The sequence below is a fragment of the Cellulomonas palmilytica genome (assembly GCF_021590045.1).
GTDB lineage: Bacteria > Actinomycetota > Actinomycetes > Actinomycetales > Cellulomonadaceae > Cellulomonas > Cellulomonas palmilytica.
On record NZ_CP062221.1, the window covers coordinates 1,390,579 to 1,412,551 of the forward strand.

Annotated in this window: 23 protein-coding genes and 1 tRNA gene; 18 read left to right on the forward strand and 6 right to left on the reverse strand. The window is 74.9% G+C overall.

Annotated elements, in window-relative coordinates:
• Window positions 1–17 precede the first annotated feature (17 nt).
• The 5 genes from F1D97_RS06510 (at window position 18) to F1D97_RS06530 (ending at window position 4,866) form a co-directional block, all read left to right on the forward strand.
• Window positions 18–302, forward strand: a complete 285-nt coding sequence (locus tag F1D97_RS06510) for a hypothetical protein (RefSeq protein ID WP_236123057.1) — start codon at window positions 18–20, stop codon at window positions 300–302.
• Between the two features lie 105 nt (window positions 303–407).
• On the forward strand, window positions 408–1,079 hold the full coding sequence (locus tag F1D97_RS06515; protein WP_236123058.1) for an SAF domain-containing protein: 672 nt from the start codon (window positions 408–410) through the stop codon (window positions 1,077–1,079).
• A 48-nt stretch (window positions 1,080–1,127) separates the two neighbouring features.
• Window positions 1,128–1,676: a large conductance mechanosensitive channel protein MscL gene (gene mscL / locus F1D97_RS06520; RefSeq protein WP_236123059.1), complete on the forward strand. Its 549-nt coding sequence runs from the start codon at window positions 1,128–1,130 to the stop codon at window positions 1,674–1,676.
• 262 nt (window positions 1,677–1,938) lie between these two features.
• Window positions 1,939–2,274, forward strand: coding sequence for an FmdB family zinc ribbon protein (locus tag F1D97_RS06525; RefSeq protein ID WP_236123060.1), 336 nt, complete (start codon window positions 1,939–1,941; stop codon window positions 2,272–2,274).
• 36 nt (window positions 2,275–2,310) lie between these two features.
• A complete protein-coding gene (locus F1D97_RS06530) occupies window positions 2,311–4,866 on the forward strand; it encodes a penicillin acylase family protein (protein ID WP_236123061.1) in 2,556 nt (851 codons plus the stop codon).
• 58 nt (window positions 4,867–4,924) lie between these two features.
• On the opposite strand, the gene F1D97_RS06535 is transcribed toward F1D97_RS06530, so the two are convergent.
• Complete coding sequence (locus F1D97_RS06535; protein WP_236123062.1) at window positions 4,925–5,560, reverse strand: 5-formyltetrahydrofolate cyclo-ligase; 636 nt, start codon at window positions 5,558–5,560, stop codon at window positions 4,925–4,927.
• A gap of 211 nt (window positions 5,561–5,771) precedes the next feature.
• Here F1D97_RS06535 and galU point away from each other — a divergent pair, with 211 nt between their 5' ends.
• The 5 genes from galU (at window position 5,772) to F1D97_RS06560 (ending at window position 9,865) form a co-directional block, all read left to right on the forward strand.
• Window positions 5,772–6,671 carry a UTP--glucose-1-phosphate uridylyltransferase GalU gene (gene galU, locus F1D97_RS06540; RefSeq protein WP_236123063.1) on the forward strand — a complete coding sequence of 300 codons (900 nt, stop codon included), beginning with the start codon at window positions 5,772–5,774 and terminating at the stop codon, window positions 6,669–6,671.
• 38 nt (window positions 6,672–6,709) lie between these two features.
• Window positions 6,710–7,945, forward strand: coding sequence for a molybdopterin molybdotransferase MoeA (locus tag F1D97_RS06545; protein ID WP_236123064.1), 1,236 nt, complete (start codon window positions 6,710–6,712; stop codon window positions 7,943–7,945).
• Complete coding sequence (locus tag F1D97_RS06550; protein WP_236123065.1) at window positions 7,945–8,547, forward strand: GNAT family N-acetyltransferase; 603 nt, start codon at window positions 7,945–7,947, stop codon at window positions 8,545–8,547. The genes F1D97_RS06545 and F1D97_RS06550 overlap by 1 nt, the downstream gene beginning before the upstream one ends.
• 111 nt (window positions 8,548–8,658) lie before the next feature.
• Window positions 8,659–9,705: a hypothetical protein gene (locus F1D97_RS06555; RefSeq protein WP_236123066.1), complete on the forward strand. Its 1,047-nt coding sequence runs from the start codon at window positions 8,659–8,661 to the stop codon at window positions 9,703–9,705.
• Between the two features lie 87 nt (window positions 9,706–9,792).
• Window positions 9,793–9,865 (forward strand) — tRNA-Ala (locus F1D97_RS06560).
• Between the two features lie 594 nt (window positions 9,866–10,459).
• Here the strand turns inward: F1D97_RS06560 and F1D97_RS06565 are convergent.
• From F1D97_RS06565 to F1D97_RS06580, 4 genes are all read right to left on the reverse strand, one after another.
• Window positions 10,460–10,972 (reverse strand): hypothetical protein, encoded by a 513-nt coding sequence (locus F1D97_RS06565; protein WP_236123067.1) that lies wholly within the window; start codon window positions 10,970–10,972, stop codon window positions 10,460–10,462.
• Window positions 10,973–11,054: 82 nt separating this feature from the next.
• Window positions 11,055–11,222 carry a hypothetical protein gene (locus F1D97_RS06570; RefSeq protein WP_236123068.1) on the reverse strand — a complete coding sequence of 56 codons (168 nt, stop codon included), beginning with the start codon at window positions 11,220–11,222 and terminating at the stop codon, window positions 11,055–11,057.
• The gene (locus F1D97_RS06575; RefSeq protein WP_236123069.1) at window positions 11,209–11,796 is read right to left on the reverse strand and encodes an HAAS signaling domain-containing protein; all 588 of its coding nucleotides are present in this window, start codon (window positions 11,794–11,796) and stop codon (window positions 11,209–11,211) included. Before F1D97_RS06575 ends, F1D97_RS06570 begins: the two co-directional genes overlap by 14 nt.
• The gene (locus F1D97_RS06580) at window positions 11,793–12,134 is read right to left on the reverse strand and encodes a PadR family transcriptional regulator (RefSeq protein ID WP_094181947.1); all 342 of its coding nucleotides are present in this window, start codon (window positions 12,132–12,134) and stop codon (window positions 11,793–11,795) included. Before F1D97_RS06580 ends, F1D97_RS06575 begins: the two co-directional genes overlap by 4 nt.
• Before the next feature lie 134 nt (window positions 12,135–12,268).
• Here F1D97_RS06580 and F1D97_RS06585 point away from each other — a divergent pair, with 134 nt between their 5' ends.
• The 3 genes from F1D97_RS06585 to F1D97_RS06595 all read left to right on the forward strand — a co-directional run bounded on the left by F1D97_RS06585 (window position 12,269) and on the right by F1D97_RS06595 (window position 15,556).
• The gene (locus F1D97_RS06585; RefSeq protein WP_236123070.1) at window positions 12,269–12,883 is read left to right on the forward strand and encodes a hypothetical protein; all 615 of its coding nucleotides are present in this window, start codon (window positions 12,269–12,271) and stop codon (window positions 12,881–12,883) included.
• 137 nt (window positions 12,884–13,020) lie between these two features.
• Window positions 13,021–14,004: a bile acid:sodium symporter family protein gene (locus tag F1D97_RS06590; protein ID WP_317618964.1), complete on the forward strand. Its 984-nt coding sequence runs from the start codon at window positions 13,021–13,023 to the stop codon at window positions 14,002–14,004.
• A gap of 46 nt (window positions 14,005–14,050) precedes the next feature.
• The gene (locus F1D97_RS06595; protein WP_236123071.1) at window positions 14,051–15,556 is read left to right on the forward strand and encodes a family 20 glycosylhydrolase; all 1,506 of its coding nucleotides are present in this window, start codon (window positions 14,051–14,053) and stop codon (window positions 15,554–15,556) included.
• A gap of 51 nt (window positions 15,557–15,607) precedes the next feature.
• Here the strand turns inward: F1D97_RS06595 and F1D97_RS06600 are convergent, their stop codons facing one another.
• Window positions 15,608–17,587, reverse strand: a complete 1,980-nt coding sequence (locus F1D97_RS06600; RefSeq protein ID WP_236123072.1) for a dolichyl-phosphate-mannose--protein mannosyltransferase — start codon at window positions 17,585–17,587, stop codon at window positions 15,608–15,610.
• Between the two features lie 101 nt (window positions 17,588–17,688).
• Between F1D97_RS06600 and rsmI the strand changes: the two genes are divergently transcribed.
• The 5 genes from rsmI to F1D97_RS06625 all read left to right on the forward strand — a co-directional run bounded on the left by rsmI (window position 17,689) and on the right by F1D97_RS06625 (window position 21,928).
• A complete protein-coding gene (gene rsmI / locus F1D97_RS06605; RefSeq protein WP_236123073.1) occupies window positions 17,689–18,555 on the forward strand; it encodes a 16S rRNA (cytidine(1402)-2'-O)-methyltransferase in 867 nt (288 codons plus the stop codon).
• Between the two features lie 90 nt (window positions 18,556–18,645).
• On the forward strand, window positions 18,646–19,236 hold the full coding sequence (locus tag F1D97_RS06610) for an isochorismatase family protein (protein ID WP_236123506.1): 591 nt from the start codon (window positions 18,646–18,648) through the stop codon (window positions 19,234–19,236).
• Between the two features lie 196 nt (window positions 19,237–19,432).
• Window positions 19,433–20,614, forward strand: coding sequence for a PQQ-dependent sugar dehydrogenase (locus F1D97_RS06615; protein ID WP_236123074.1), 1,182 nt, complete (start codon window positions 19,433–19,435; stop codon window positions 20,612–20,614).
• A 127-nt stretch (window positions 20,615–20,741) separates the two neighbouring features.
• Window positions 20,742–21,071, forward strand: coding sequence for a hypothetical protein (locus tag F1D97_RS06620; RefSeq protein WP_236123075.1), 330 nt, complete (start codon window positions 20,742–20,744; stop codon window positions 21,069–21,071).
• Entirely contained in the window at window positions 21,068–21,928 is an 861-nt protein-coding gene (locus F1D97_RS06625) for a hypothetical protein (protein ID WP_236123076.1), read from the forward strand. Before F1D97_RS06620 ends, F1D97_RS06625 begins: the two co-directional genes overlap by 4 nt.
• Window positions 21,929–21,973 lie beyond the last annotated feature (45 nt).

Below are 21,973 nucleotides of genomic sequence, written 5' to 3' on the forward strand. Positions count from 1 at the left end.
GGTGCGATGATCGAGCGGTGAACGGTCAGGAACCCCGGGCGCGTCGTCCTCGGCGCGCGGTGCGTCAGCCCGGGACGGTCGGGACCGACGAGTCGGTGCTGCGCACGACGCTGCCCGCGGTGCCCGCGCCTGAGCCCGTGGTTCCGCCCGCCCCGCCCTCCCCGCCCGCCGGTGGTCCGCGCGACCGGTCCGGTGACGCGTTGCTCGCGGTGCGCAGCGCGGACGACTCCGACGTCGGCTGGGGCGACGGCTCCGACGCGAACGACGAGCGCCTGCGTCGCGACAAGCCCCCGCACTGGTGACCTGACCGGCCGCGACCCGACCCCAGCCCCTCGTCGGCGCCGGCCCGTCCCCAGGTCCGCATCAGGCGGTGCCGACCGTGTGCGGCGGCTGCCTAGCGTGCGGGCGTGCCGTCGACCAGGTTCCCCGTCCCGCCGCTCGAGCGGCGACGCCGCCCCGTGCGCGCCGCGTGGCGCGGGGTGCTGTGGCGGTGGCGGTTCGTGGTCGCGGCGGTCGGCGTCGGGATCGCGGCGTCATCGGCGCTGCAGGTGCTGCGCCCGCCCGCGCCGCAGGTCCGCGCGGTCGTCGTCGCCGCGCGTGACCTGCCGGCGGGCACGACGCTCGCCGCAGGCGACCTCCGCGTGGCGCGGCTCCCGGCGGGCCTCGCGCTCGACTCCACGCGGGCCAGGGCGGACGGCCTGGTCGGCCGGGCGACCGCCGTGCCCGTGCCCGCCGGTCTGCCGGTGGTGCCGGGGCTCCTGACGTCCGAGGACCTCGTGGGCCCGCCGGGCACGGTCGTCGCGGCCGTGCGGCTCGCGGACCCGGCGATGGCCGCGCTGCTGACGCCCGGGACGCGGATCGACGTGCTCGCGGCTGCCGCCGAGACCGGTGCGCAGGGCGTGGTCGTCGCGCGGCGCGCGCTCGTCCTCCCGGTCGCGCCGGGCGACGACGAGGGCGGGTGGGCGGTGGGCGGCGAGACGGACATCCCTCCCGTTCTGCTCGCCGTGACGCCCGACGAGGCCGCGGCCCTCTCCGGAGCTGCCGTCGGCGCGTTGCTCAGTGCCGTGGTCGTGCCATGATCGAACGTCTGACCAGGCCGTCGCGCCCCGCGCTCATCGGAGGTACTCGTGTCGCAGTCCACAGTCGGTTCGGCGGCGGGGTCCGCCGCGAACGCCCTCGGCTCCGGGGCCAAGGGCCTCGCGAAGGTGTTCGAGGGGTTCAAGGACTTCATCTCCCGCGGCAACGCGGTCGACCTCGCGGTCGGTGTCGTCATCGGTGCCGCGTTCGGCGCCTTCGTGCAGTCGATCGTCGACGGGTTCATCAACCCGCTCATCGGCTGGGTCTTCGGGCAGCCGAACCTGGACGAGGTCCTGGCGTTCGGCCCGGAGGGCAAGACCCCGATCAGCTTCGGGCACATCATCAGCGCGGCGCTCACGTTCCTCATCACCGCCGCGGCCGTGTACTTCGTCGTCGTGCTGCCGCTGAACAAGCTCGCGGCGCGTCGCAAGCGCGGCGAGGAGGCCGAGCCGGCCGCGCCCGCCGAGGACATCCTGCTGCTGCAGGAGATCCGCGACCTGCTGGCCCAGCGTCCGACGCCCGCGCTGCAGTCGGACCTCACGACGCCGCCGACGATCCGGCCCGAGGACGGCCCGACGCCGCCCGCGCCGACGGCCTGACGCGCGCCGCCTGACGCGCACCCCCTGACGCGCTCCCGCACGAGGACCGCCCCGCCACCGGCCGGGCGGTCCTCGTCGTCTGCGCGCGTCGCCGGTCCCTGGGCGGGGCGCCGGAGGGAGGGTGTGTGGGGCGAACCACGCGTGCGCGGGGAGTCGGAGGGGTTGCACGGGTCGTTACCATTGGCACTCGGAACGTGCGAGTGCCAGGCTGCGCCACCCCGGCGCCCGGCTCGCGCCATCACGGACGAACCAGGGAGAACCGGTGCCCACCTACTCGTACGCGTGCACGGCGTGCGGCCACGCCTTCGACATCCACCAGTCGTTCTCGGACGACTCGCTGACGGTCTGCCCCGAGTGCGAGGGCAAGCTGCGCAAGGTGTTCTCCTCGGTGGGCGTCGTGTTCAAGGGCTCCGGCTTCTACCGCAACGACGCGCGCTCGGGCGCGAAGTCGTCGTCGGTCCCCGCGGTCTCGTCCGACAAGAGCGCGTCGTCGACGAGCACCTCGTCGTCGGACTCGTCGTCGTCGACCTCGTCGTCGACGAGCACGTCGAGCCCGGCCCCGGCCGCCGCTCCGGCCGCCGCTCCCGCTGCGTCCTGACGGCAGCCGCCCCACGCCCGCACTACCCTCGCAGACGTGCTCCGTAGCCGTGCCGCCCGTCTGACCGTCCTCTCGGTCGCCATCGTCCTCGTCGTCGCGCTGGTCGCGGCGGTCGTCGCCGCGTTCGTCGTCGTGCGCCGCCCGCTGCCGCAGGTGAGCGGGACGCTCGAGGTCGCGGGCCTGCACGACGAGGTGACGGTGACGCGCGACGCGCGCGGCGTCCCGACGATCACGGCGCAGGACCCGCACGACCTGTTCCTCGCGCAGGGCTACGTCGCCGCGCAGGACCGGTTCTTCGAGATGGACTACCGCCGGCACGTCGTCGCGGGCCGGCTCTCGGAGCTCGTCGGCGAGAACGAGGACGCGCTCGACGCGGACAAGGTGATCCGCACGTTCGGCTGGCACCGGGTCGCGCAGGAGGAGCTCGGGATCGTCGACGCCTCGACGCGCGAGGCGCTCGAGGCGTACGCGGACGGCGTGAACGCCTACCTGGACGGCAAGGCGCCCTCGCAGATCGCGGTGGAGTACACCGTCCTCGGCCTGCAGGTGGACGTCGAGGCCCCCGAACCGTGGGACGCGGTCGACTCGCTCGCGTGGCTCAAGGCCATGGCGTGGGACCTGCGCGGCAACTACGAGGACGAGCTCGCGCGGGCCCGCGCGTACGCGTCGGTGCGGGACGTCGCGAAGGTCGACCAGCTGTTCCCGACGTACCCGTACGACGTCAACCAGCCGATCGTCGCGGCCGACGACCTGACGAGCGCTGAGCCGGCGTCCGCGACCACGGACCTGGACCTCGACGACGCGGGCCTGCAGGCGGCCGTCGACAGCGCGCAGAAGGCGCTCGACGCGGTCCCGCACCTCGTCGGCGAGGGCGAGGGGGTGGGGTCGAACTCGTGGGTGGTCGCGGGCGAGCACACCGCGAGCGGGTCGCCGATCCTCGCGAACGACCCGCACCTGGGCATCTCCGCGCCGGGGATCTGGATGCAGGTCGGCCTGCGCTGCGCGACCGTCGACGAGGCGTGCCCGTTCGACGTGTCGGGCTTCGGGTTCGCGGGCTTCCCGGGCGTCGTCATCGGCCACAACGCGGACCTCGCGTGGGGCCTGACGAACCTGGGCGCGGACGTCACGGACTTCTTCCTCGAGCGCGTCGACGGGAACCGGACCGTGCGCGGCGACGGCACCGCGCCGATCCGGACGCGCACCGAGGTCATCAAGGTCAACGGCGGCGAGGACGTGACGATCGAGGTCCGCCAGAGCGTGCACGGGCCGATCGTGTCCGACGTGCTGGACGTCGACCGGGCCGGTGACGCGCCCATGCCGGACGGGACGTCGGGCCGCGGGTACGAGGTCGCGCTCGCGTGGACCGCGCTGGCGCCGGGGCACACGGCCGACGCCGTCCTCTCGACGGCGACCGCGAAGGACGCGAGCGACATCGCGCGCGTGGGCCGGCTGCTCGACGTGCCCTCGCAGAACATCGTGTTCGCGACGACGGACGGGCACATCGGCTACCAGGCGCCCGGCCGCATCCCGGTGCGGCAGAAGATCACCGGTGAGGTGCCGTCGGACGGCACGTGGCCGCGCCCGGGCTGGGACCCGGCCTACGACTGGCAGGGGTACGTCGACCCCGAGGAGATGCCGCGCGCGCTCGACCCGGCCGAGGGGTTCGTCGTCGCGGCGAATCAGGCGGTCACGCCGCAGGGCGTCGGTCCGTTCCTCACGGACGACTGGGACTACGGCTACCGCGCGCAGCGCATCCGCACGACCTTGACGAACGCCGTCACGCGCGGCGAGAAGCTCGACGTCGCGGCCATGAGCACCCTGCAGAACGACGAGCGCAACCCGTACGCCGACGTGCTCGTGCCGTGGCTCCTGCGCATCGAGATCGACGACGCGTTCGCCGACGACGGCCAGGAGCTGCTGCGCACGTGGGACCACGTGTCGAGCGAGGACTCCGCGGCGGCCGCGTACTTCGCCGCGGTCTGGAAGACGCTGCTCGAGCTGACCTTCGCCGACGACCTGCCCGACGGGGACCTGCCGAACGGCGGCTCGCGCTGGCTCGAGGTGGTCCGCGGCCTGCTCGACGACCCGGGCTCGACGTGGTGGGACGACCGCACGACCCCGGGTCTGCTCGAGGGTCGCGACGAGGTGCTCTACCAGGCGATGGTCACGGCACGGCTGACGCTCACGCAGCAGCTCGGGCGGGACGCCGACGAGTGGCGCTGGGGCCGACTGCACACCGCGGCACCCGAGCACCCCGTGCTCGGCGGCTCGTCGGTGCCCGGCCTCGTGCGCAACTTCGTCAACCCGGACCCGGTCGCGGTGGGCGGCGGCTCGTCGATCGTCAACGCGACGTCGTGGGACGCATCGGAGGGCTACGGGGTGACCGCGGCGCCGTCGATGCGGATGGTCGTCGACCTGGGTGACCTGGACTCCTCGACGTGGGTCGCGTTCACCGGGACGTCCGGGCACCCGGCGAGCCCGCACTACACCGACCAGCTCGACGCGTGGGCCCAGGGGACGACGTTCCCGTGGCCGTTCTCGACCGCCGCGACGCAGGCGGACGCGGTCGACCGGTTGACGCTGCGGCCCTGACGCGCGGCGGGCCGGCCCCCAGGGCCGTTCCGAGGCCGGGCCCGTCAGGGACGGCGGCTCAGGAGCGCAGCGGGACCCAGCCCTCGGGCGTCGCGTACGCGTCGACGCGCCGGTCGTGCGGCTCGCGGGGGAGCGGGTCGACGGCCGCGTCCCGCACCTCCTCGGGGAACACGACGGCGACGACGAGCGCGTCGGGCCGCGCGTGCTCGAGCGCCCGGTCGTACCAGCCGCCGCCCTGGCCGAGCCGGCTGCCGGCGGTGTCGACCGCGAGCGCGGGGGCGACGATGACGTCCGCGTCGGCGAGCGCCTGCGGGCCGAGCGTCGGGCCGCCCGGCTCGGGCGGCCGCCCCGGGGCCCGCTCGCGCAGGTCGTCGGGACCGCGGTACTCGGCCCAGTCGCGCTGCAGGCCAGCGCCGAGCACGGGCAGCAGGATCCGCACCCCGCGCTCCGCGAGCCGTTCGAGCAGCACGCCGGTCGCGGGCTCGGTCGGCCGCGCGGCGTAGACGGACACGCAGCGCGCGTCGCGGACCGCGGGGATCGAGGTCACGACCTCCGCGAGGGCGTCCGCGGCCTCGTCGCGCAGCCGCTGCGAGCGGTGGGAGCGCGCCTTGCGGAGAGCCGAGCGGAGGAGCTCCTTCGCCTCCTCCGGCTCGGGAGGGGACGCGTGGAGCGACGGTCCGGCGGCGCTGCTCATGGCCCCAGTGTCGCAAACGTTCCGCCGAGGGCCGCACCGCCGCCCGGGCCGCGTCCCACCCCTCGGACACGCGACGAATGTCACCCGCACGGGTGAATCGGTCACGACCTGCGAAATCGCCCACGGACCCCGGATGCCGACGGACCGACATGACCCACGCCACACGGGCGTCCCCTGGGCGCGGTCCGAGGGGCGCGGCTAGCGTTCCGGCATGACGATCCACAAGGCAGTCATCCCCGCTGCAGGACTGGGCACCCGGTTCCTGCCCGCCACGAAGTCGACGCCGAAGGAGATGCTCCCGGTCGTCGACAAGCCCGCCATCCAGTACGTGGTCGAGGAGGCCGTCGCGGCCGGTCTCGACGACGTCCTGCTCATCACCGGGCGCTCCAAGCGCACGCTCGCCGACCACTTCGACGCCGTGCCCGAGCTCGAGGCCGTGCTGGAGTCGAAGGGTGACGCCGAGCGTCTCGCCAAGGTCCGCGAGTCGACCGAGCTCGCGAACGTGCACTTCGTGCGTCAGGGCCAGCCCAAGGGCCTGGGGCACGCGGTCCTGCAGGCCAAGCGCCACGTCGGCGACGAGCCGTTCGCGGTGCTGCTGGGCGACGACCTGATCGACGAGCGCGACGACCTGCTCGCGCCGATGCTCGCGCTGCAGGAGCGCCTCGGCGGGTCCGTCATCGCGCTGCTCGAGGTCCCGCGCGAGCAGATCTCGTCGTACGGCTGCGCGGCGGTCGAGGCGCTCGAGGGGGAGGACGAGGACACCGTGCGGATCACGGGGCTCGTCGAGAAGCCCCCGGTCGACGAGGCGCCGTCCAACCTCGCGATCATCGGCCGCTACGTGCTGCACCCCGCGGTGTTCGAGGTCCTCGAGAACACGGCGCCCGGCCGCGGTGGCGAGATCCAGCTGACGGACGCGCTCGCGACGCTCATGAACACCCCCGCCGAGCAGGGCGGTGGCGTCACGGGCGTCGTGTTCCGCGGCCGCCGCTACGACACCGGTGACCGGCTCGACTACCTCAAGGCCGTCGTCCGGATCGCGGTGGATCGCCCCGACCTGGGCCCCGACTTCAAGGACTGGCTCGAGAAGTACGTGGCCGGCTCCATGTCCTGACGCACGGCGAAGGGGCGCCGGCGCGGCACAATGCCGCCATGAGATCGGTCCAGGACCACCTGGCAGCCGTGCTCGCTGCCGTCGGGCCGGTCGCCCCGCTCGACGTGGCGCTGCACGACGCGGTGGGGTGCATCCTCGCGCGCGACCTCGTCGCGACGCGGGACGTGCCCGCGACCGCGGTGGCGGCGCGGGACGGCTACGCGGTCGCGGCGCACGAGACCGCGGCCGCGGGGCTCGACACGCCGCTCGCGCTGCCCGTCGCGCACGACGTGCTCGCGGGCGCGCCCGCGGGGGTGCGCCTCGCGCCCGGGCAGGCGGTGCGCATCGCGTCGGGCGGCGCGCTGCCCCTGGGCGCGGACGCGGTCGTGCCGCTGGAGGAGACCGACCGCGGTGCGGTGCGGTTCGCGCTGCAGCGACCGGCGGTCGCGGGGCAGCACGTGCGGCCCGCGGGCGCCGACGTGCGCACCGGTGAGGTCGTGCTCGCGGCCGGCACGCGACTGGGCGCGCGCCAGCTCGCGCTCGCGGCGACGCTCGGCCACGGCCGCCTCCACGTGCACCCGACGCCGCGCGTCGTGCTGCTGTCCGTCGGCGACGAGCTCGTCGAGCCCGGCACGTCCCGCCCGCGTGAGGGTGCCGTGTTCGAGACCGACGGGCACGCGCTCGAGGCCGCGGTCCGCGACGCCGGCGCGACACCCGTGCGCGTCGGGATCCTGCCCGACGACCGCGGCACGCTACGCGAGGCGCTCGACGACCAGCTGGTGCGCGCGGACCTCGTCGTCATCACCGGCGGCCTGTCGGAGCTCGTCGGCGACACCGTCAAGGACGTGCTCGCGACGCTCGGCACCGTCCGGCTCGACCACGTCGCCATGACCCCGGGCCTGCGGCACGGGTTCGGGACGGTCGGCAGCGACCTCGGCGCGGACCGGACCGTGCCGATCTTCGCGCTGCAGGGCGACCCGGTGTCCGCGCAGGTGTCGTTCGAGGTGTTCGTGCGTCCCGCGCTGCGGGCCATGGGCGGCCACGCCGAGCTCTACCGGCCCAGCGTCACCGCGCGCGCCACGCACGGCTGGACGTCGCCCGCGGGGCTGCGCCAGTTCGTGCCCGCCACCGTGCTCGGCTCGCCCGAGGAGGGCTACCGCGTGACGCCGCTCGGCGACCCCGCCGCGCCCACCGTCAGCGCGCTCGCGCACGCCAACGCGCTCGCGGTCGTCGGCGAGCACGACACGACCGTGCAGTCCGGGCAGGTCGTGCACTGCCTGGTCCTGGAGGGCTGATGGCGCGCGGCTGGCCCGCCGTCCTCGAGGACGGCCCGGTGCGCCTGCGGCCCCTGCGCCGCCGTGACGGCACCGCGTGGCTCGCGCTGCGCGCGCGCAACGCCTCGTGGCTCGAGCCGTGGGACGCCACCTCCCCGGTGCCCGTGGAGGGGCCGCGGCCCACGTTCGCGCAGTTCGTGCGGACGCTGTCCGCGCAGGCGCGCTCGGGCGTGAGCCTGCCGTTCGCGATCGACTACGAGGGCGAGCTCGTCGGGCAGGTCACGGTCTCGTCCATCACGTACGGGTCGCTGCGCTCGGGCGCGATCGGGTACTGGATCTCCGAGCACGTCGCCGGGCGCGGCATCATGCCCGTCGCGGTCGCGCTCGCCGCCGACCACTGCTTCACCGAGCTCGGGCTGCACCGCGTCGAGGTGAACATCCGGCCCGAGAACGGACCCTCGCTGCGCGTCGTCGAGAAGCTCGGGCTGCGCGACGAGGGCGTGCGCGAGCGCTTCCTGCACATCGGCGACGAGTGGTGCGACCACCGCACGTTCGCGATCACCGTCGAGGAGGTCCCCGGCGGGCTCCTCGCGCGCTACCGGGCCCACCACCCGACGCGCTGAGCACCCCGCAGGACTCTCGTCGGGCCCCGATACAACGCCCGCGAGCCGGATTCGGCTCGACACGCCGGACAGTTGCCCCGAGAGGGGGACGTCGCGCCCTACCGTCGGTCCGTGAAGGATCTCACCGGCTGGCTCGCGCTCGCGCTGGTCGGCCTGTGGGTGGGTTACCTGGTGCCGCACAAGCTGCGGTACCGGCAGCAGCTGGTGGAGTCCCGTGTCGACGACCGGTTCTCCGACGCGCTGCGCGTGGTCGCCGTGAGCGACCGACCGGCTCGCGACCGGGCGCAGGCGACGGTGAACCCCGGCGACTGCAGACCTGCCGGCACGTCGGGGTTGCTGACCCCCGGCAGAGGGGTGCTCGTGGCAGCGACGAGCTCCGCGACAGGAGGCAGGACCATGGACCGACCCACGGCGCAGCACGACCGACTGACCGCCGAGGTGGCTCGCCGGACCGCGCAGGCGCGTGCCCAGCACGCCGCCGCGGTCGCGCGCCGTGGAGCCGCGGCTCGTCGCCGCGGGCTGCTCGCCTCCGGCCTGGCCCTGCTCACCGTCGTGGGCACCGTCGTCGCCGTCGTCGCACCCGCGGTCACGTGGGTCGCGGGCGCCGTGCCCGGTGCGCTGCTCGGCACGGTCGTCGTGCTCGGTCGTCGCGCCGTGGTCGCCGGTCGTGCCGCCGACGCGGCGTTCGCGGAGCGCATGGAGCAGGCCGCGCGCGCCGCGCAGGAGGCCCGCGCCCGCGCCGCGCGCGCCGTGACCGGTGCGCAACGTGTGGTGCAGCCGACCGTCACCGGCCACGCCGTGCGCCCGTCGGACACGCCCACGCAGATGATCGCGCGTGTGAGGACCGCCGACGACGAGTCGTGGTCGCCCGTGCCGATGCCGCGCCCCACCTACACGCTCAAGCCCGAGGCGCCGCGCCGCGAGCCGGTCCCGCTGACGAACCTCGAGGGCTCCACGTCGGCCGTCGCGCGCCCGCCCGAGGAGGGTCTGGGCCTCGACGAGCAGGCGGATGCCACCGCCGCGTCGACCGCCACCGTGCCTGCCACTGTGCCCGCGACTGTGCCCGCGACTGTGCCTGCCACTGTCGCCGGCCCGTCGACCACCGGCTCGATCGACCTCGACGCGATCCTGGCCCGCCGCCGCGCCTCCGGGCAGTGACGCCGGACCTGCGCGGAGTCGCGCAGGTCACGCCGCCTCGATTTTTCTCGACGGGCATGCAGGGTGCTAGTCTGTAGCCCGCTTCAAGGGGCTGTGGCGCAGTTGGTAGCGCGTCTCGTTCGCAATGAGAAGGTCAGGGGTTCGAATCCCCTCAGCTCCACCGATGACGAAGGCCGGACCCCAGGGTCCGGCCTTCGTCATTCCCCCCGCCCACCCAGCGCCGACTGCGCACGTTCCTGCGCGAGCGCGCACGCCGAACGCCCGCACTCGGGTCGGAACGTGCGCACTCGGCGGTGGGGGACGGGGTTCGTCCCGCCCGCGCGCCCTCGCCCGCACTCTCGTGCGCCGACCCCCACCGGCGAGTGCGCACGTTCGTGCGTGAGTGCGCACGCAAGGCGTCAGCAGTCGGTGCGCGACGTGCGCACTCGGCGTGGTGGTGGGTTCGGGGTCGTCGGACTCGCCGCCGCGCGCCGTCCGGGACCCTGGCGGCGACTCCCAACGGCGAGTGCGCACGGGCGTGCGTGAGTGCGCACGCCGGGCGGGTGCGCTCGGGTCGGAACGTGCGCACTGGAGGCTCGCGCGCGGGGGCGCGACGAGGCGTGTGACGACGGGGGGAGTGAGGTGCGCCGGTGCGGGTTTCGGTGCAGCACCACGACGAGGCCCCGGTTCCCCCGATCCGGGGCCTCGTCGTGTGCGGACGCGGCCGCCCCCTGCTCAGCCGCGTCCGTCAGGAATCCGCAGGGGGGCGGGGTCTCTAGGCGCTCCGCTGCGTCGGGCAGGACCCGCCGCAGAGGAAGGGCGCGACGGTGTACTGCGCGCCGACGTCGCCGCGCAGGAGCCAGGTCAGGACGAGCGCGGGCGCGGTGCGCGCGGTGTGCCGCCACTGCGCCCCGACGCGCAGCACGGGCGCGTGGCCGCAGCGCCGCGTCACGCGGGACAGCACGGTCACGGCTGCGGCCGGGTCGGGCCCGGAGCCCACCTGGTAGGTGCCGCGTTCGCCCGTGAGCTCGACGAGGAAGCACGCGCCGTCACCGCCCACCGCGCGGACGACCTGCGCGATGCGGGTGTCGGTGACCTCGAGCGTGACGATCACGGCGTGACCGGCCTCGAGCTTGACGAGGTGCTCGCCGAGCGCTGCGGCGGGCAGCGGCGACCAGCGGTCGGGTGCGGACGCGGACATCACGAGCAGCTCGCGGGCGGGCTCGTGCGAGGACCAGGAGGTCGGGACGGTGTCGGGCACGGTGGCCCGTGCGGCGGGGCGGTGCACGGGATGCTCCTTCGGTCGCGGCTGCGATGCGGACGATCCGGCGCCGCCGCAGCCTGGCGGGTGTCGGATGTGAGCGGCGGCGCTACGCCGTGGTGCGCACCGGTGGGCGGGTGCGCGTACCTGCCCCGCGCAGGGCGAGGGTCACGCGTTGGTCGAGCGGGAGGCTCGCGAGGGCTCGTCGCTGCAGGTAGGCGGCCCGGCGCAGGTTCCGCAGGTCAGCGGCGCGCCGGTCGGCCTCACCCCTGGTCAAGGGGCTCACTGTGCACCGGTCCCGGGGCGGGGTCATGGTCGCTGCCCGTCGCCAGCAGCGACAGGCTGAGGAGCGCGGCGACGAGCAGCGCGGAGCCCGAGAGCACGACGGCCGACCACGCGAGCGCGCCGCTGCCGGCGGTGCGCCGCACGCGCAGGACCGCGACGACGAGCGCGACGAGCGCGACCGGGATCGCCAGGAGGGGGACGAGCAGCACCAGCAGGAGCGCGAACGCCCCGGCGACGAGCGCGACGACCGAGCCGGCGTCCGGTCCGGCGGGTCGCCCGGCCACCGCGGGTGCGGTGAGCGTCTCCTGCGCGGCGGCGAGCGCCACGACGGGTGGCCGGCCGGCGGGCGTGACGCTCGCGGCGATCACGTCCACCGACCCGAGGTCCGTGAGGACCTCGGTGACGTCGGCGGTCGACGGCTTCGCGCCGAGCGCCTCGAGGAGGTGCTCGCGCACGGCGTCGAGCGTGTCCTCGCGCTCACGCGGGTCGGCGGCGACGAGCGCGCGCTCGAGGTCGGCGAGGTACGCCGCGACGAGCGGGTGCTCGGGGGCGGGGGTCCGGCTCATCGGGACTCCTCCAGCACGGTGTCGACGTCCTGGCGGAACGGTTCCCACGCGCGGGTGAACAGGTCGAGCGCGGTGCGACCTTGCGGGGTGAGCTCGTAGTAGCGCCGTGGTGGTCCGCTGGTGGACTCCTGCCACGACGTCTCCACCCAGCCCTGCCGGCGCATGCGCGACAGCAGCGGGTAGAGCGTGCCCTCGCTCGCGAACAGCACCTGGTAGCGGGAGAGGCGGGTGGCCAGCTCGAGGCCGTACGCCCTGTCCTTACGCAGGCATGCGAGGACGCAGTACTCGAGGACCCCCTTGCGCAGCTGCGTCAGCAGCGCGTCCGACTCTGCGGCCATGCGGGGGAACTAGCAGTCTCTTGCGTCGCAAGGTAGTGACTGGTGCAAAGATCTCTGCTGTGGTTAGTCCTTGCGGCGTACGGTGCCAACCCAGGCGCCGACCGGAGAACGGAGATGGGGGTTCGGTGCAGTACATGAGGAAGATCGCGACCGCGTTCGTCGCGGCCGCGCTCGTGCTGGGTGGGGGGACCGCAGCGCACGCCGAGGACGACGCCCCGGTGTCGGAGGACACCACCCTGCAGGAGTACCTCGACTCGCTGAGCCCTGCCGAGCGCGACGAGTTCATCGCCACGCAGCTGCCGGCCACGACGGACGTGGAGGTCGGGGGGCAGCAGCCCGAGGACTTCACCGCGGTGCGCTCGCTGCTCGCCGCCCGCGCGTCCAGCCTGTCCATGACCACGTCCGCCTCCGGCTGCTGGTCGCAGCGGTGGACGTGGGCGCCGAAGGCGGCCGCCGGCAACACGCTGTACACCTACTACCACGTGGGCCACTGGTGCGCGTCGGGCAGCTCGGTCACGTCCGCGAAGATCTCGGACCACGGCGGCGAGACGTCCACGCCCGGCTGGTCCTACTCCGGCGTCGTCGGCAGCGGCAGGGGCGTCGTGTCCAACGAGGGCCGGTCCTACACGCGGCACAAGTTCGTGCTCAAGATCGGGGGCATCACGCTCCAGACCTCCACGCCGTGCGCGCGGGTCAAGGGCAGGTCCTCGGGCTCGTCGACCGCCGACTCGGTGTGCGGGATCTCCTGACGCACCCCTAGCAGGACCACCGCGGTGACCGGTCGTGGAGGGCGACCGGTCACCGCGGAGCAGTGCGTGACGAGGCGCACACACTGTCGTGCCGCGGCGCGCAGGGGGCGCCGCGGCACGTGGGGCAGGATGACCGGGTGACCAGGCCCGGGACGTCCGCGCTCGCGCGGGTCAAGGCGTGGGTCGACCCGCTCGTCGTCATGATCCTCACCGTGCTCGCCGTCGGGCTCCTGTGGCCCGCGACCGGCGCGCTCGCGGACGTGCTCGAGGTCGTCCGGACCGTCGCGATCGTCGTGCTGTTCGGCCTGTACGGCGCGCGGATGCCCACGCACGAGGTGCTGCGCGGCCTGCGCAACTGGCGCCTGCAGGGCTCGATGCTCACCGCGACGTTCGTCGTCTTCCCCCTCCTCGGCCTCGCCGCGCAGCTCCTGCCCGACGCCGTGCTGGCGCCCGAGCTGCAGTCCGGCGTGCTGTACCTGTCGCTCCTGCCGTCGACCGTGCAGGCCTCGGTGGTGTTCACCTCCGTCGCGCGCGGCGATGTCGCCGGGGCCATCACGGGCGCGACGATCTCCAACGTCGCCGGCGTCGTGCTCACCCCCGCGCTCGTCGCCGTGCTGCTCGGCGCCACCTCGGGCGGCCTGCACGGCGACGCCGTGCGCAGCGTGCTGCTGCAGATCCTGCTGCCGTTCGTCGTCGGGCAGGCGCTCGAGCGCTGGACCGGCGCGTGGCTGCGCGCGCACAAGCGCCTCACGCAGGTCACCGACCGCGTCGTCATCCTGCTCGTCGCCTACACGTCGGTGAGCCAGGCGCAGACCTCGGGTGCGTGGGACCACGTGACGCTCGCCGCGCTCGTCGTGCTGGCGCTCGTGTGCGCGGTGCTGCTCGCCGTCATGCTGTCGCTCACGTGGTGGGCCGGCGGGCGGCTCGGGCTCGACCGCGGCGCGCGGATCGCGCTGCTCATGTGCGGCTCCAAGAAGAGCCTCGCGACCGGTCTGCCGATGGCCGCGGTGCTGTTCTCGCCCGTCGTCGCGGCGACCGTCGCGCTGCCCGTGATCGTGTTCCACCAGATCCAGCTGGCGACGTGCGCCGTGGTGGCCCGGCGCCTGGGCGGCGTCCGGTAGCGTGCCGCTCGAACCGCACCGTGCGGAGAGCACCACAGGGAGCATCGTGTCGCAGCCCGGAGTCGTCCCCCGACCCGTCCACCTCGAGGTGGGCAGCCAGGCGCCGTTCGTCGTGGGGGAGACGACCACCGTCGTCGTGGACCCCCGGCCGGACCTCATCGCGCACGGCGTGCTCGCCGCCGACCTGCTCGGGCGGGTGACGGAGCAGGCGATCGAGGTGCGGTACACCGACGACGCGCGCGGCGCGCGCGACGTGATCCGGCTGCGCCTCGCCGCGGCCGACGAGCCCGACCTGCTGCCCGGCGACGAGGCGTACAAGGTCGTCGCGGGCCCGAGCCGCGTCGAGGCCGTCGCGCGCACGTCCGCCGGACTGACGCGCGCCGTGGTGACGCTGCGCCAGCTGCTCGAGCAGGGCAGCGACGGCGCGTGGCGCGTGCCCGCGGTGGAGGTGCGTGACGCGCCACGGTTCGCGTGGCGCGGGCTGTCCGTGGACGTGGCCCGCCACTTCCTGTCGGTCGACGTCCTCAAGGTCGTCGTCGGCCTCATGGCGCACTACAAGCTCAACGTCCTGCACCTGCACCTCACCGACGACCAGGGCTGGCGCCTGCACGTGCCGTCGCGCCCGCACCTCGCGCGCAAGTCGTCGGGCACGGCCGTGGGCGGGGACCGGGGCGGCTGCTACACGCCGTCGGACTTCGCCGACCTGGTGCAGTACGCCGACGCGCGAGGCATCACGGTGATCCCCGAGATCGACGTCCCCGGGCACGTCAACGCCGCGACGCACGCGTACGGCGACCTCACGCCCGACGGCGTGCCGACCGACGAGTACACCGGCATCGAGGTCGGCTTCTCGCGCCTGTACGCCGACCTGCCCGCCACCGGCGAGTTCCTGCGCGCCGTGTTCACCGACGTCGCCGCGATGACCCCCGGGCCGTACGTGCACATCGGCGGCGACGAGGTCCTGACGATGGAGCACGACGAGTACGTGACGCTCGTCGGGCAGGCCGCCGCCGCGGTGCGCGCGGCGGGGAAGAAGGTCGTCGGGTGGCAGGAGATCGCGTCGACGCCGCTCGAGCCCGGGACCGTCGTGCAGTACTGGGACACGCGCGTCGACCCCGAGCCGTTCGTCGCGGCCGCGCGCGCGGGCGCGTCGATCCTCATGTCGCCCGCGTCGAAGGTCTACCTCGACATGAAGTACGACGAGCGCACCGCGCTGGGCCTCGACTGGGCCGGGCACGTCGAGGTGCGTGACGCGTACGACTGGGAGCCCACCACGTTGGTCGACGGGCTGCCGGCGGAGTCCGTGATCGGGGTCGAGGCCGCGGTGTGGACCGAGACGATCCGCGACCTCGACGCCCTGACCACCATGCTGCTGCCGCGGCTCGCGGCCGTCGCCGAGGTCGCGTGGACCGCGCCCGAGCGGCGCGACTGGGACGACTTCCGCGCTCGCATCGCCGCGCACGGGCCGTTCTGGGACCGCCTGGGCGTGCGCTGGTACGCCAGCGGCCAGGTCGAGTGGCCCGGCCGCACGCGCGGGGTGCGCACGGCCTGAGCCCCGACCGGCGGGCCGGGGCACGTGCCCCGGCCGGGGATCAGGCGCCGGTCAGACCCACTGGCGCATCCACATGTGCTGGTGCCAGAAGTCGTACGGCACGGTCCAGCCGACCCAGATCGGGTAGAAGTACGCGCTGATCGCCACGACGATCCCCAGGAACACCCCGACGCCGATGATCGCGCCGCGCCTCGAGCGGGGCGGGAGCGTGGGTGGTCCGACGATCAGCGTCAGCACGTAGACGAGCGTGAGCACCACCCACGGCGCGAACGCGATCGAGTAGAACGCGAAGATCGTGCGATCGGAGTACAGGAACCACGGCGCCCACCCGGCGACGAGGCCGGACAGCACCGCGCCCGCGCGCCAGTCGCGGTACCAGACGAGCCAGAACAGCGCGACGAGGATCGCCGCGGCGCCGGCCCACCACACCACGGGGTTGCCGATCGCGAGGATCGCGCGCGCGCAGTGGTCCGTCCCGCACGCCGCCTGGGCGTCCGCGCCCGACAGGCCGGACTCGTCGCCCCAGAAGAAGGACGTCGGTCGCCACTGCACGATCCAGCCGAGCGGGTGCGCCTGGTAGGTGTGCGGCGAGTCCAGGTCCCGGTGGAAGTTCCACATCTGCCGGTGGAACTCGAACAGCGAGCGCAGCCCCTCGGGCAGGAACGTCAGGCCCTCGCCGGGGTGCTCCGCCGCCCACTGCCGCCCGTAGGAGCCCGCGTTCGTGAACCACGACCACCACGTGCCGACGTACACGACGACCGCCGTGCCGACCATGAGGAACGCCGCCGGGATCGCGTCGCGCACGAACGCCACCGCGGCCCACACGCGCACGCCCGCGGTGCGACGCGCGGTCGCGTCCCACAGCACCGACACCACGCCGAACACCGCGAGGAAGTACAGCCCGGACCACTTGGTGCCGATCGCGAGGCCGAGCAGCACCGCGGCCGCGAACCGCCACCACCGCCAGCCCAGCCCCGGCCCGAACTCGGTGTCCTTGCCGTCGGCGAGCAGCGCCGCCTGACGTTCCGCGAGGCGTCTGCGGGACTGCTCGCGGTCGAGGAGCAGCGCCCCGAACGCCGCGAGCACGAAGAACATGAGCACCGGGTCGAGCAGCGACGTGCGGGACATGACGATGCCCATGCCGTCGATCGCGAGCAGCCCGCCCGCGACCGCGCCCCACGCGGTCGACGCGAACAGGCGCCGCGCGATGCGCGTGAGCATCAGGACCGACAGCGTGCCGAGCACCGCGACCGCGAGCCGCCACGAGAACGCCGACTCCACACCGCCGCCGACCCGCATGCCCAGCCCGATCAGCCACTTGCCGACCTGCGGGTGCACGAAGTACTCGGCCTTCGTGCCGAGCATCGACGTGTCGCCCTGCTCGAAACGCGGGTTGGGCTCCTCGCCCCAGTCGGCCTCGTAGCCGCGCTCGACGAGCGACCAGCCGTCCTTGACGTAGTACGTCTCGTCGAACACGAGCTCGTGCGGCGAGCCGAGGTTCCAGAACCGCAGGATCCCGCCGAACGCCGTGACCACGAGCGCGACGACCCACCCGATCACGCGGTTGCGACGCGTCGCGTCGAGCGCGATGGTCGCGGCGCCGAGGAGCCGTTCGCGCAGCTCGGCGGCGTCGGGGACGCGGCGCGGCTCGGGCTCGACCTCGGCGGTCGCGACGGACGTGCGGGGGGTCCACGGGCTCGTCCCGTCGTCGCCGACGGCGTACGGGTCGGGCCAGTCGCCGGTCGTCGTGCCGGCGGGCTCGGCCGCGGCCTCACCGGCGGTGTCGGTCGACGAGCCGTCTCCGGCGTCGTCGGACCCGTCCTCCGGCTCGAGCGGGACGGGCGCGACGTACGGCGTGCTCCAGCCCGCGGGCGGGCCGGGCAGGGGCGTCGTCGGGGGCGTGACCGGGTGTGGTGCGCCGTTCGACCCGGGCGGCGCGAAGTCGCCGTCGGTGCGGGCGGCGGCGGCGCGCGCACGCGCGTCGTCGGGCGCTCCCGTGGTGGGGTCGACGGCGTCGGGCGACTGCGGCACGCGGACATGCTACGGGTGCGACCAGTTGATGGGGACTGGTCCTCAATCGTTCCGGGTGCCGGACGGACCGGGCGGCCCACGTCGGGTGGCAGGCTGGGCGCATGGCGCACGACGAGACCGCGGGACGACTGGTGCTCGCCGCGACCCCCATCGGCAACGTCGACGACGCCTCGGCGCGCCTGCGCACGCTGCTCGAGACGGCCGACGTCGTGGCGGCCGAGGACACGCGCCGGCTGCGGGTGCTCGCGGCGCGCCTCGGGGTCGAGGTCCGCGGCCGCGTGGTGTCCCACCACGAGCACAACGAGGCGTCCCGGTCCGACGAGCTGCTGGACGTCGTCGCGGGCGGCGGCACGGTCGTCGTCGTGACCGACGCGGGGATGCCCGCGGTGTCCGACCCGGGGTTCCGCGTGGTGACCGCCGCGGTGCAGGCCGGCCTGCCGGTCACGGCCGCGCCGGGCCCGAGCGCGGTGCTCACGGCGCTCGCGCTGTCCGGGCTGCCCACCGACCGGTTCTGCTTCGAGGGGTTCGTGCCGCGCAAGCCGGGTGAGCGCGCGCGGACGCTCGCGGCGCTCGCGGACGAGCGGCGCACGATGGTGTTCTTCGAGGCGCCGCACCGGCTCGAGGCTCTGCTGGGCGCGATGGTCGAGGCGTTCGGCGCGGACCGGCCCGCCGCCGTGTGCCGCGAGCTGACGAAGACGTACGAGGAGGTCCTGCGGGGTCCCCTGGCGGAGCTCGCGCAGTGGGCCGCGGGCGAGGTCCGTGGCGAGATCGTCGTCGTCGTGGGCGGTGCGACCCGGCCCGCGGGCGGTGGCGACCTGACGGCCCTCGTCGCGCAGGTGCGTGCCCGTGTGGACGCCGGCGAACGCCTCAAGGACGCCGCGCGCGCGGTCGCCGCCGCGGCGGGCGTGCCGACGCGCACCCTGTACGAGGCGGCGCTGCCGAGCGCCGGGACACGTCCGACGCCCTGACGAGGCGGGCGTGCGGTGGCAGGCTGGGACCGGACGCCGGCCACCGACGAGCCGACCATCGACGAGCCGACCACCGATGAGAGGGGTGTCATGGACCACGGCCGACGCGCGCTGCTCGTCGTCGACGTGCAGCCCACGTTCTGCGAGGGTGGCGCGCTGCCCGTCGCGGGCGGCAACGACGTTGCGGAGGCGATCGCGCGGTACGCCGCCGCGCACCGCGACCGGTACGACGTGGTCGTCACCACGCAGGACTGGCACGTCGACCCGGGCACGCACTTCTCCGACGAGCCGGACTTCGTCGACACCTGGCCGCCGCACGGCGTCGCCGGGACCGCGGAGGCCGAGCTGCATCCCGCGCTGTCCGAGCTCGGGCCGGACGTGAGCGTGAAGAAGGGCGAGTACGCGGCGGCGTACTCGGGGTTCGAGGGCGTGGACGCCCAGGGCCGGGCGCTGGCCGCGATCCTGCGCGAGGAGCAGGTCACGGACGTGGACGTCGTCGGGATCGCCGAGTCGCACTGCGTGCGCGCCACGGCGCTCGACGCGCACGCCGAGGGGCTGCGCACGCGCGTCCTGACCGACCTGACCGTCCCGGTGACCCCCGAGCTGGGCGCGGCGGCGCGCGACGACCTGCGGGCCGCGGGCGTCGAGCTGGTGCCGAGCTCCGCGGCGTTCGTCGAGTAGTCGTCCGATGCCCCGCGCCCGCCGGTCGCCCGCCGCCGAGCCCGGGGCTGCTCCGGTTCCGGCCGGTCGGAACCGGAGCGACGACGGGCTCGTCGGCGGTTCGTCGGCCGAGACCGCGGTTGCTCCGGCTCTGGGCCCTGGGAGCCGGAGGGACGGCGGGGTCGACGAGCGTCGGGGTCGTCGCCGGGGCGGCTGGGTGGTCGGGGTCGTCGTCGGGGGAGCCCTGCTCGCGGGGTGCGTCGAACCCGCGCCGACGAGCGGGCCGACGAGCCTGGGGTCGCCGGTCGAGGGTCCGACGACGAGCGTGCCGACCGACCCGGAGGCCGGTGCGACGACCGGGCCCGCTGTCGTCCAGCCGTCCGGACCCGCGACCGTCGAGCTGGACGTCGCGACGCTCGCGACCGGGCTGGACGTGCCGTGGGGGATCGCCCCGCTGGAGGACGGCCGCTCGCTCGTGACGCTGCGCGAGGAGGCACGCCTCGTGCTCGTCGACGCGGGCGGCACCGTCACACCGGTGACCGGACCGGGTGCGCGCCAGCTCGCGGACGTCGTCGTGCCGCAGGGCGAGGGCGGTCTGCTGGGCGTCGCCGTGGTGGGCGCGTCGGCGGACGGCCTCGACGTCGCGCTGTACACGACGACCGCGCAGGACAACCGCGTCCTGCGCGCGAGGCTCACGGGCGACACGCTCGGACCGCTCACCGCGGTGCTCACGGGCATCCCGGCGGCGCGCAACCACGACGGCGGTCGGCTCGCGGTCGGTCCGGACGGGTTCCTGTACGTGAGCACGGGCGACGCGGGCGACCCGCGCCGCGCGCAGGACCCCGACGACCTGGGCGGCAAGATCCTGCGCCTCACGCCCGACGGCGACGCCGCGCCCGGCAACCCGGTGGACGGCTCGCCGGTGTGGAGCCTCGGGCACCGCAACGTGCAGGGCCTGGGCTGGTCGTCGGACGGGCGGATGTTCGCGTCCGAGTTCGGCCAGAACACGTGGGACGAGCTCAACGTGATCCACCGGGGCGCGAACTACGGCTGGCCGGTCGTCGAGGGGCAGGGCGGTGCGGGCGACGGGTTCGTCGACCCGGTCGCGGTGTGGCCGACGTCCGACGCGTCCCCGAGCGGGCTCGCGGTGACCGAGGAGGCCGTGTACGTCGCGGGGCTGCGCGGTCAGCGGCTGTGGCGCGTGCCGCTGCGGCCCGCGGCGGCGACCGACGCCGACGGCGTGGGGGAGCCGCACGCGTTGCTCGAGCGTCAGCACGGGCGCCTGCGCGCGGCCGCGGTCGCGGCGGACGGCACGCTGCTCGTCGTCACGGGCAACACCGACGGGCGCGGTGACCCGCGCCCGGGCGACGACCGGATCCTGCGCCTGACGATCCGCTGACGATCCGCTGACGATCCGCTGACGATCCGCTGACGATCCGCCGACCTGCGACGACGCGCCTGTCGCCTCGTCGTCCACAGGCCCCCGCGGGGTCTGGCGCGACCCGGCTACCGTCCTGCCACGACCGATGCAGGGGGTGGAGATGGACGGGTTCGAGGTGGACACGGACATGCTGCGCGAGCACGCGCGGCACGTCCGCGACCGCGCGGGTGAGGCCGCGGTGCTCGCGCCGGCGGCGCTGGCGATGGCTGCCGACCCGGGCGCGTTCGGGATCGCGCTCGCCCCGCTCGGGAGCGCGATGGCGGTCGCGCAGGCGGCGTGCGGGGTCGCGATCGGCGGCGTGGGGGGCGTGCTCGCCGTCACCGGTGTCGCGGTCGAGGTGCTCGCCGACTCGTACGACGTGACCGACACGGCCGTGCGTGCGGTGTTCCGTGCGGGCCAGGAGGTGCTGCGGTGAGCGCCGGGACCGTGCCGTGGGTCAGCGAGGTGGTCGAGACCGAGAGGTGGCACTCCGGCGCGGGTCTGGTCAGCGACCTCACGAGCCTGGCCGAGCAGGCGGGCAGCGGCGCGTGGGTCGACGCCGCGCTGAGCACGACGGCGGCCGCGGCGAACGGCGTGGCGTTGGCGATGGACCCGCTCGGTGCGGCCGTCGCGTGGGGCGTCGGGTGGGTGCTGGACCACCTGCAGCCGCTGAAGGGCTGGCTCGACGAGGTCGGGGGTGACGCGGACCAGGTCACGGCGTACGGGCGCACGTGGGAGAGGATCGAGCGGGACCTCGTCGCGGTCGCCGACGGGCTCGAGAGCGACGTGGCGCGCGACCTGGCGTTCATGACCGGTCCCGCCCTCGCGGCCTACCGTGCCGTCGTGTCGGTGCAGGCCGACGGCGCCCGGGTCGTCGCGCGCGCGGCGGGTGCGCTGGGTGGCGCGCTCGCGGTCTGCGCCAAGCTGGTGCGCGCGGTGCACGACCTGATCCGCGACGCCATCGCGGACGTGGTCTCGGCTGCCGTCTGCTGCATCAACCCCGTGTCGGCGGTGATGAAGGCGACCCGGCTCGTGGCGCGCTGGGCGGCGCGACTCGGTCCGATGGTCTCCGCGCTCGCCCGCACCGTCGACAACCTCCGAGGACTCGTGGGCTCGGTCGCGGACGGGATCCGCGCCGTCGGCGGGTTCCTGAAGCGGTGCCAGGACGGGATCACGCTCTCGCGCGCGGTCGAACCCGCCGTGACCGGACTCGGGTACTTCACGACGGCGGTCGCGCCCTTCCTCCCCGGGCCCCCGGCACCGGCGGGCGGCGCGCCGCGACCCTCGCCCTAGCGTGGACGCGTGGTCGCGGCCGGTCCGTGGTCCGCGCCTCGGCGA

Excerpts from the sequence above, each read along its gene's own strand:
- F1D97_RS06580 (WP_094181947.1), bottom strand. The coding sequence starts at position 12,134 with ATGGCCGCAGAGTCGGACGCGCTGCTGACGCAGCTGCGCAAGGGGGTC.
- F1D97_RS06575 (WP_236123069.1), bottom strand. The coding sequence starts at position 11,796 with ATGAGCCGGACCCCCGCCCCCGAGCACCCGCTCGTCGCGGCGTACCTC.
- F1D97_RS06550 (WP_236123065.1), top strand. The coding sequence starts at position 7,945 with ATGGCGCGCGGCTGGCCCGCCGTCCTCGAGGACGGCCCGGTGCGCCTG.
- F1D97_RS06535 (WP_236123062.1), bottom strand. The coding sequence starts at position 5,560 with ATGAGCAGCGCCGCCGGACCGTCGCTCCACGCGTCCCCTCCCGAGCCG.
- F1D97_RS06620 (WP_236123075.1), top strand. The coding sequence starts at position 20,742 with ATGCAGGGGGTGGAGATGGACGGGTTCGAGGTGGACACGGACATGCTG.
- F1D97_RS06545 (WP_236123064.1), top strand. The coding sequence starts at position 6,710 with ATGAGATCGGTCCAGGACCACCTGGCAGCCGTGCTCGCTGCCGTCGGG.
- galU (WP_236123063.1), top strand. The coding sequence starts at position 5,772 with ATGACGATCCACAAGGCAGTCATCCCCGCTGCAGGACTGGGCACCCGG.
- F1D97_RS06585 (WP_236123070.1), top strand. The coding sequence starts at position 12,269 with ATGAGGAAGATCGCGACCGCGTTCGTCGCGGCCGCGCTCGTGCTGGGT.
- rsmI (WP_236123073.1), top strand. The coding sequence starts at position 17,689 with ATGGCGCACGACGAGACCGCGGGACGACTGGTGCTCGCCGCGACCCCC.
- F1D97_RS06610 (WP_236123506.1), top strand. The coding sequence starts at position 18,646 with ATGGACCACGGCCGACGCGCGCTGCTCGTCGTCGACGTGCAGCCCACG.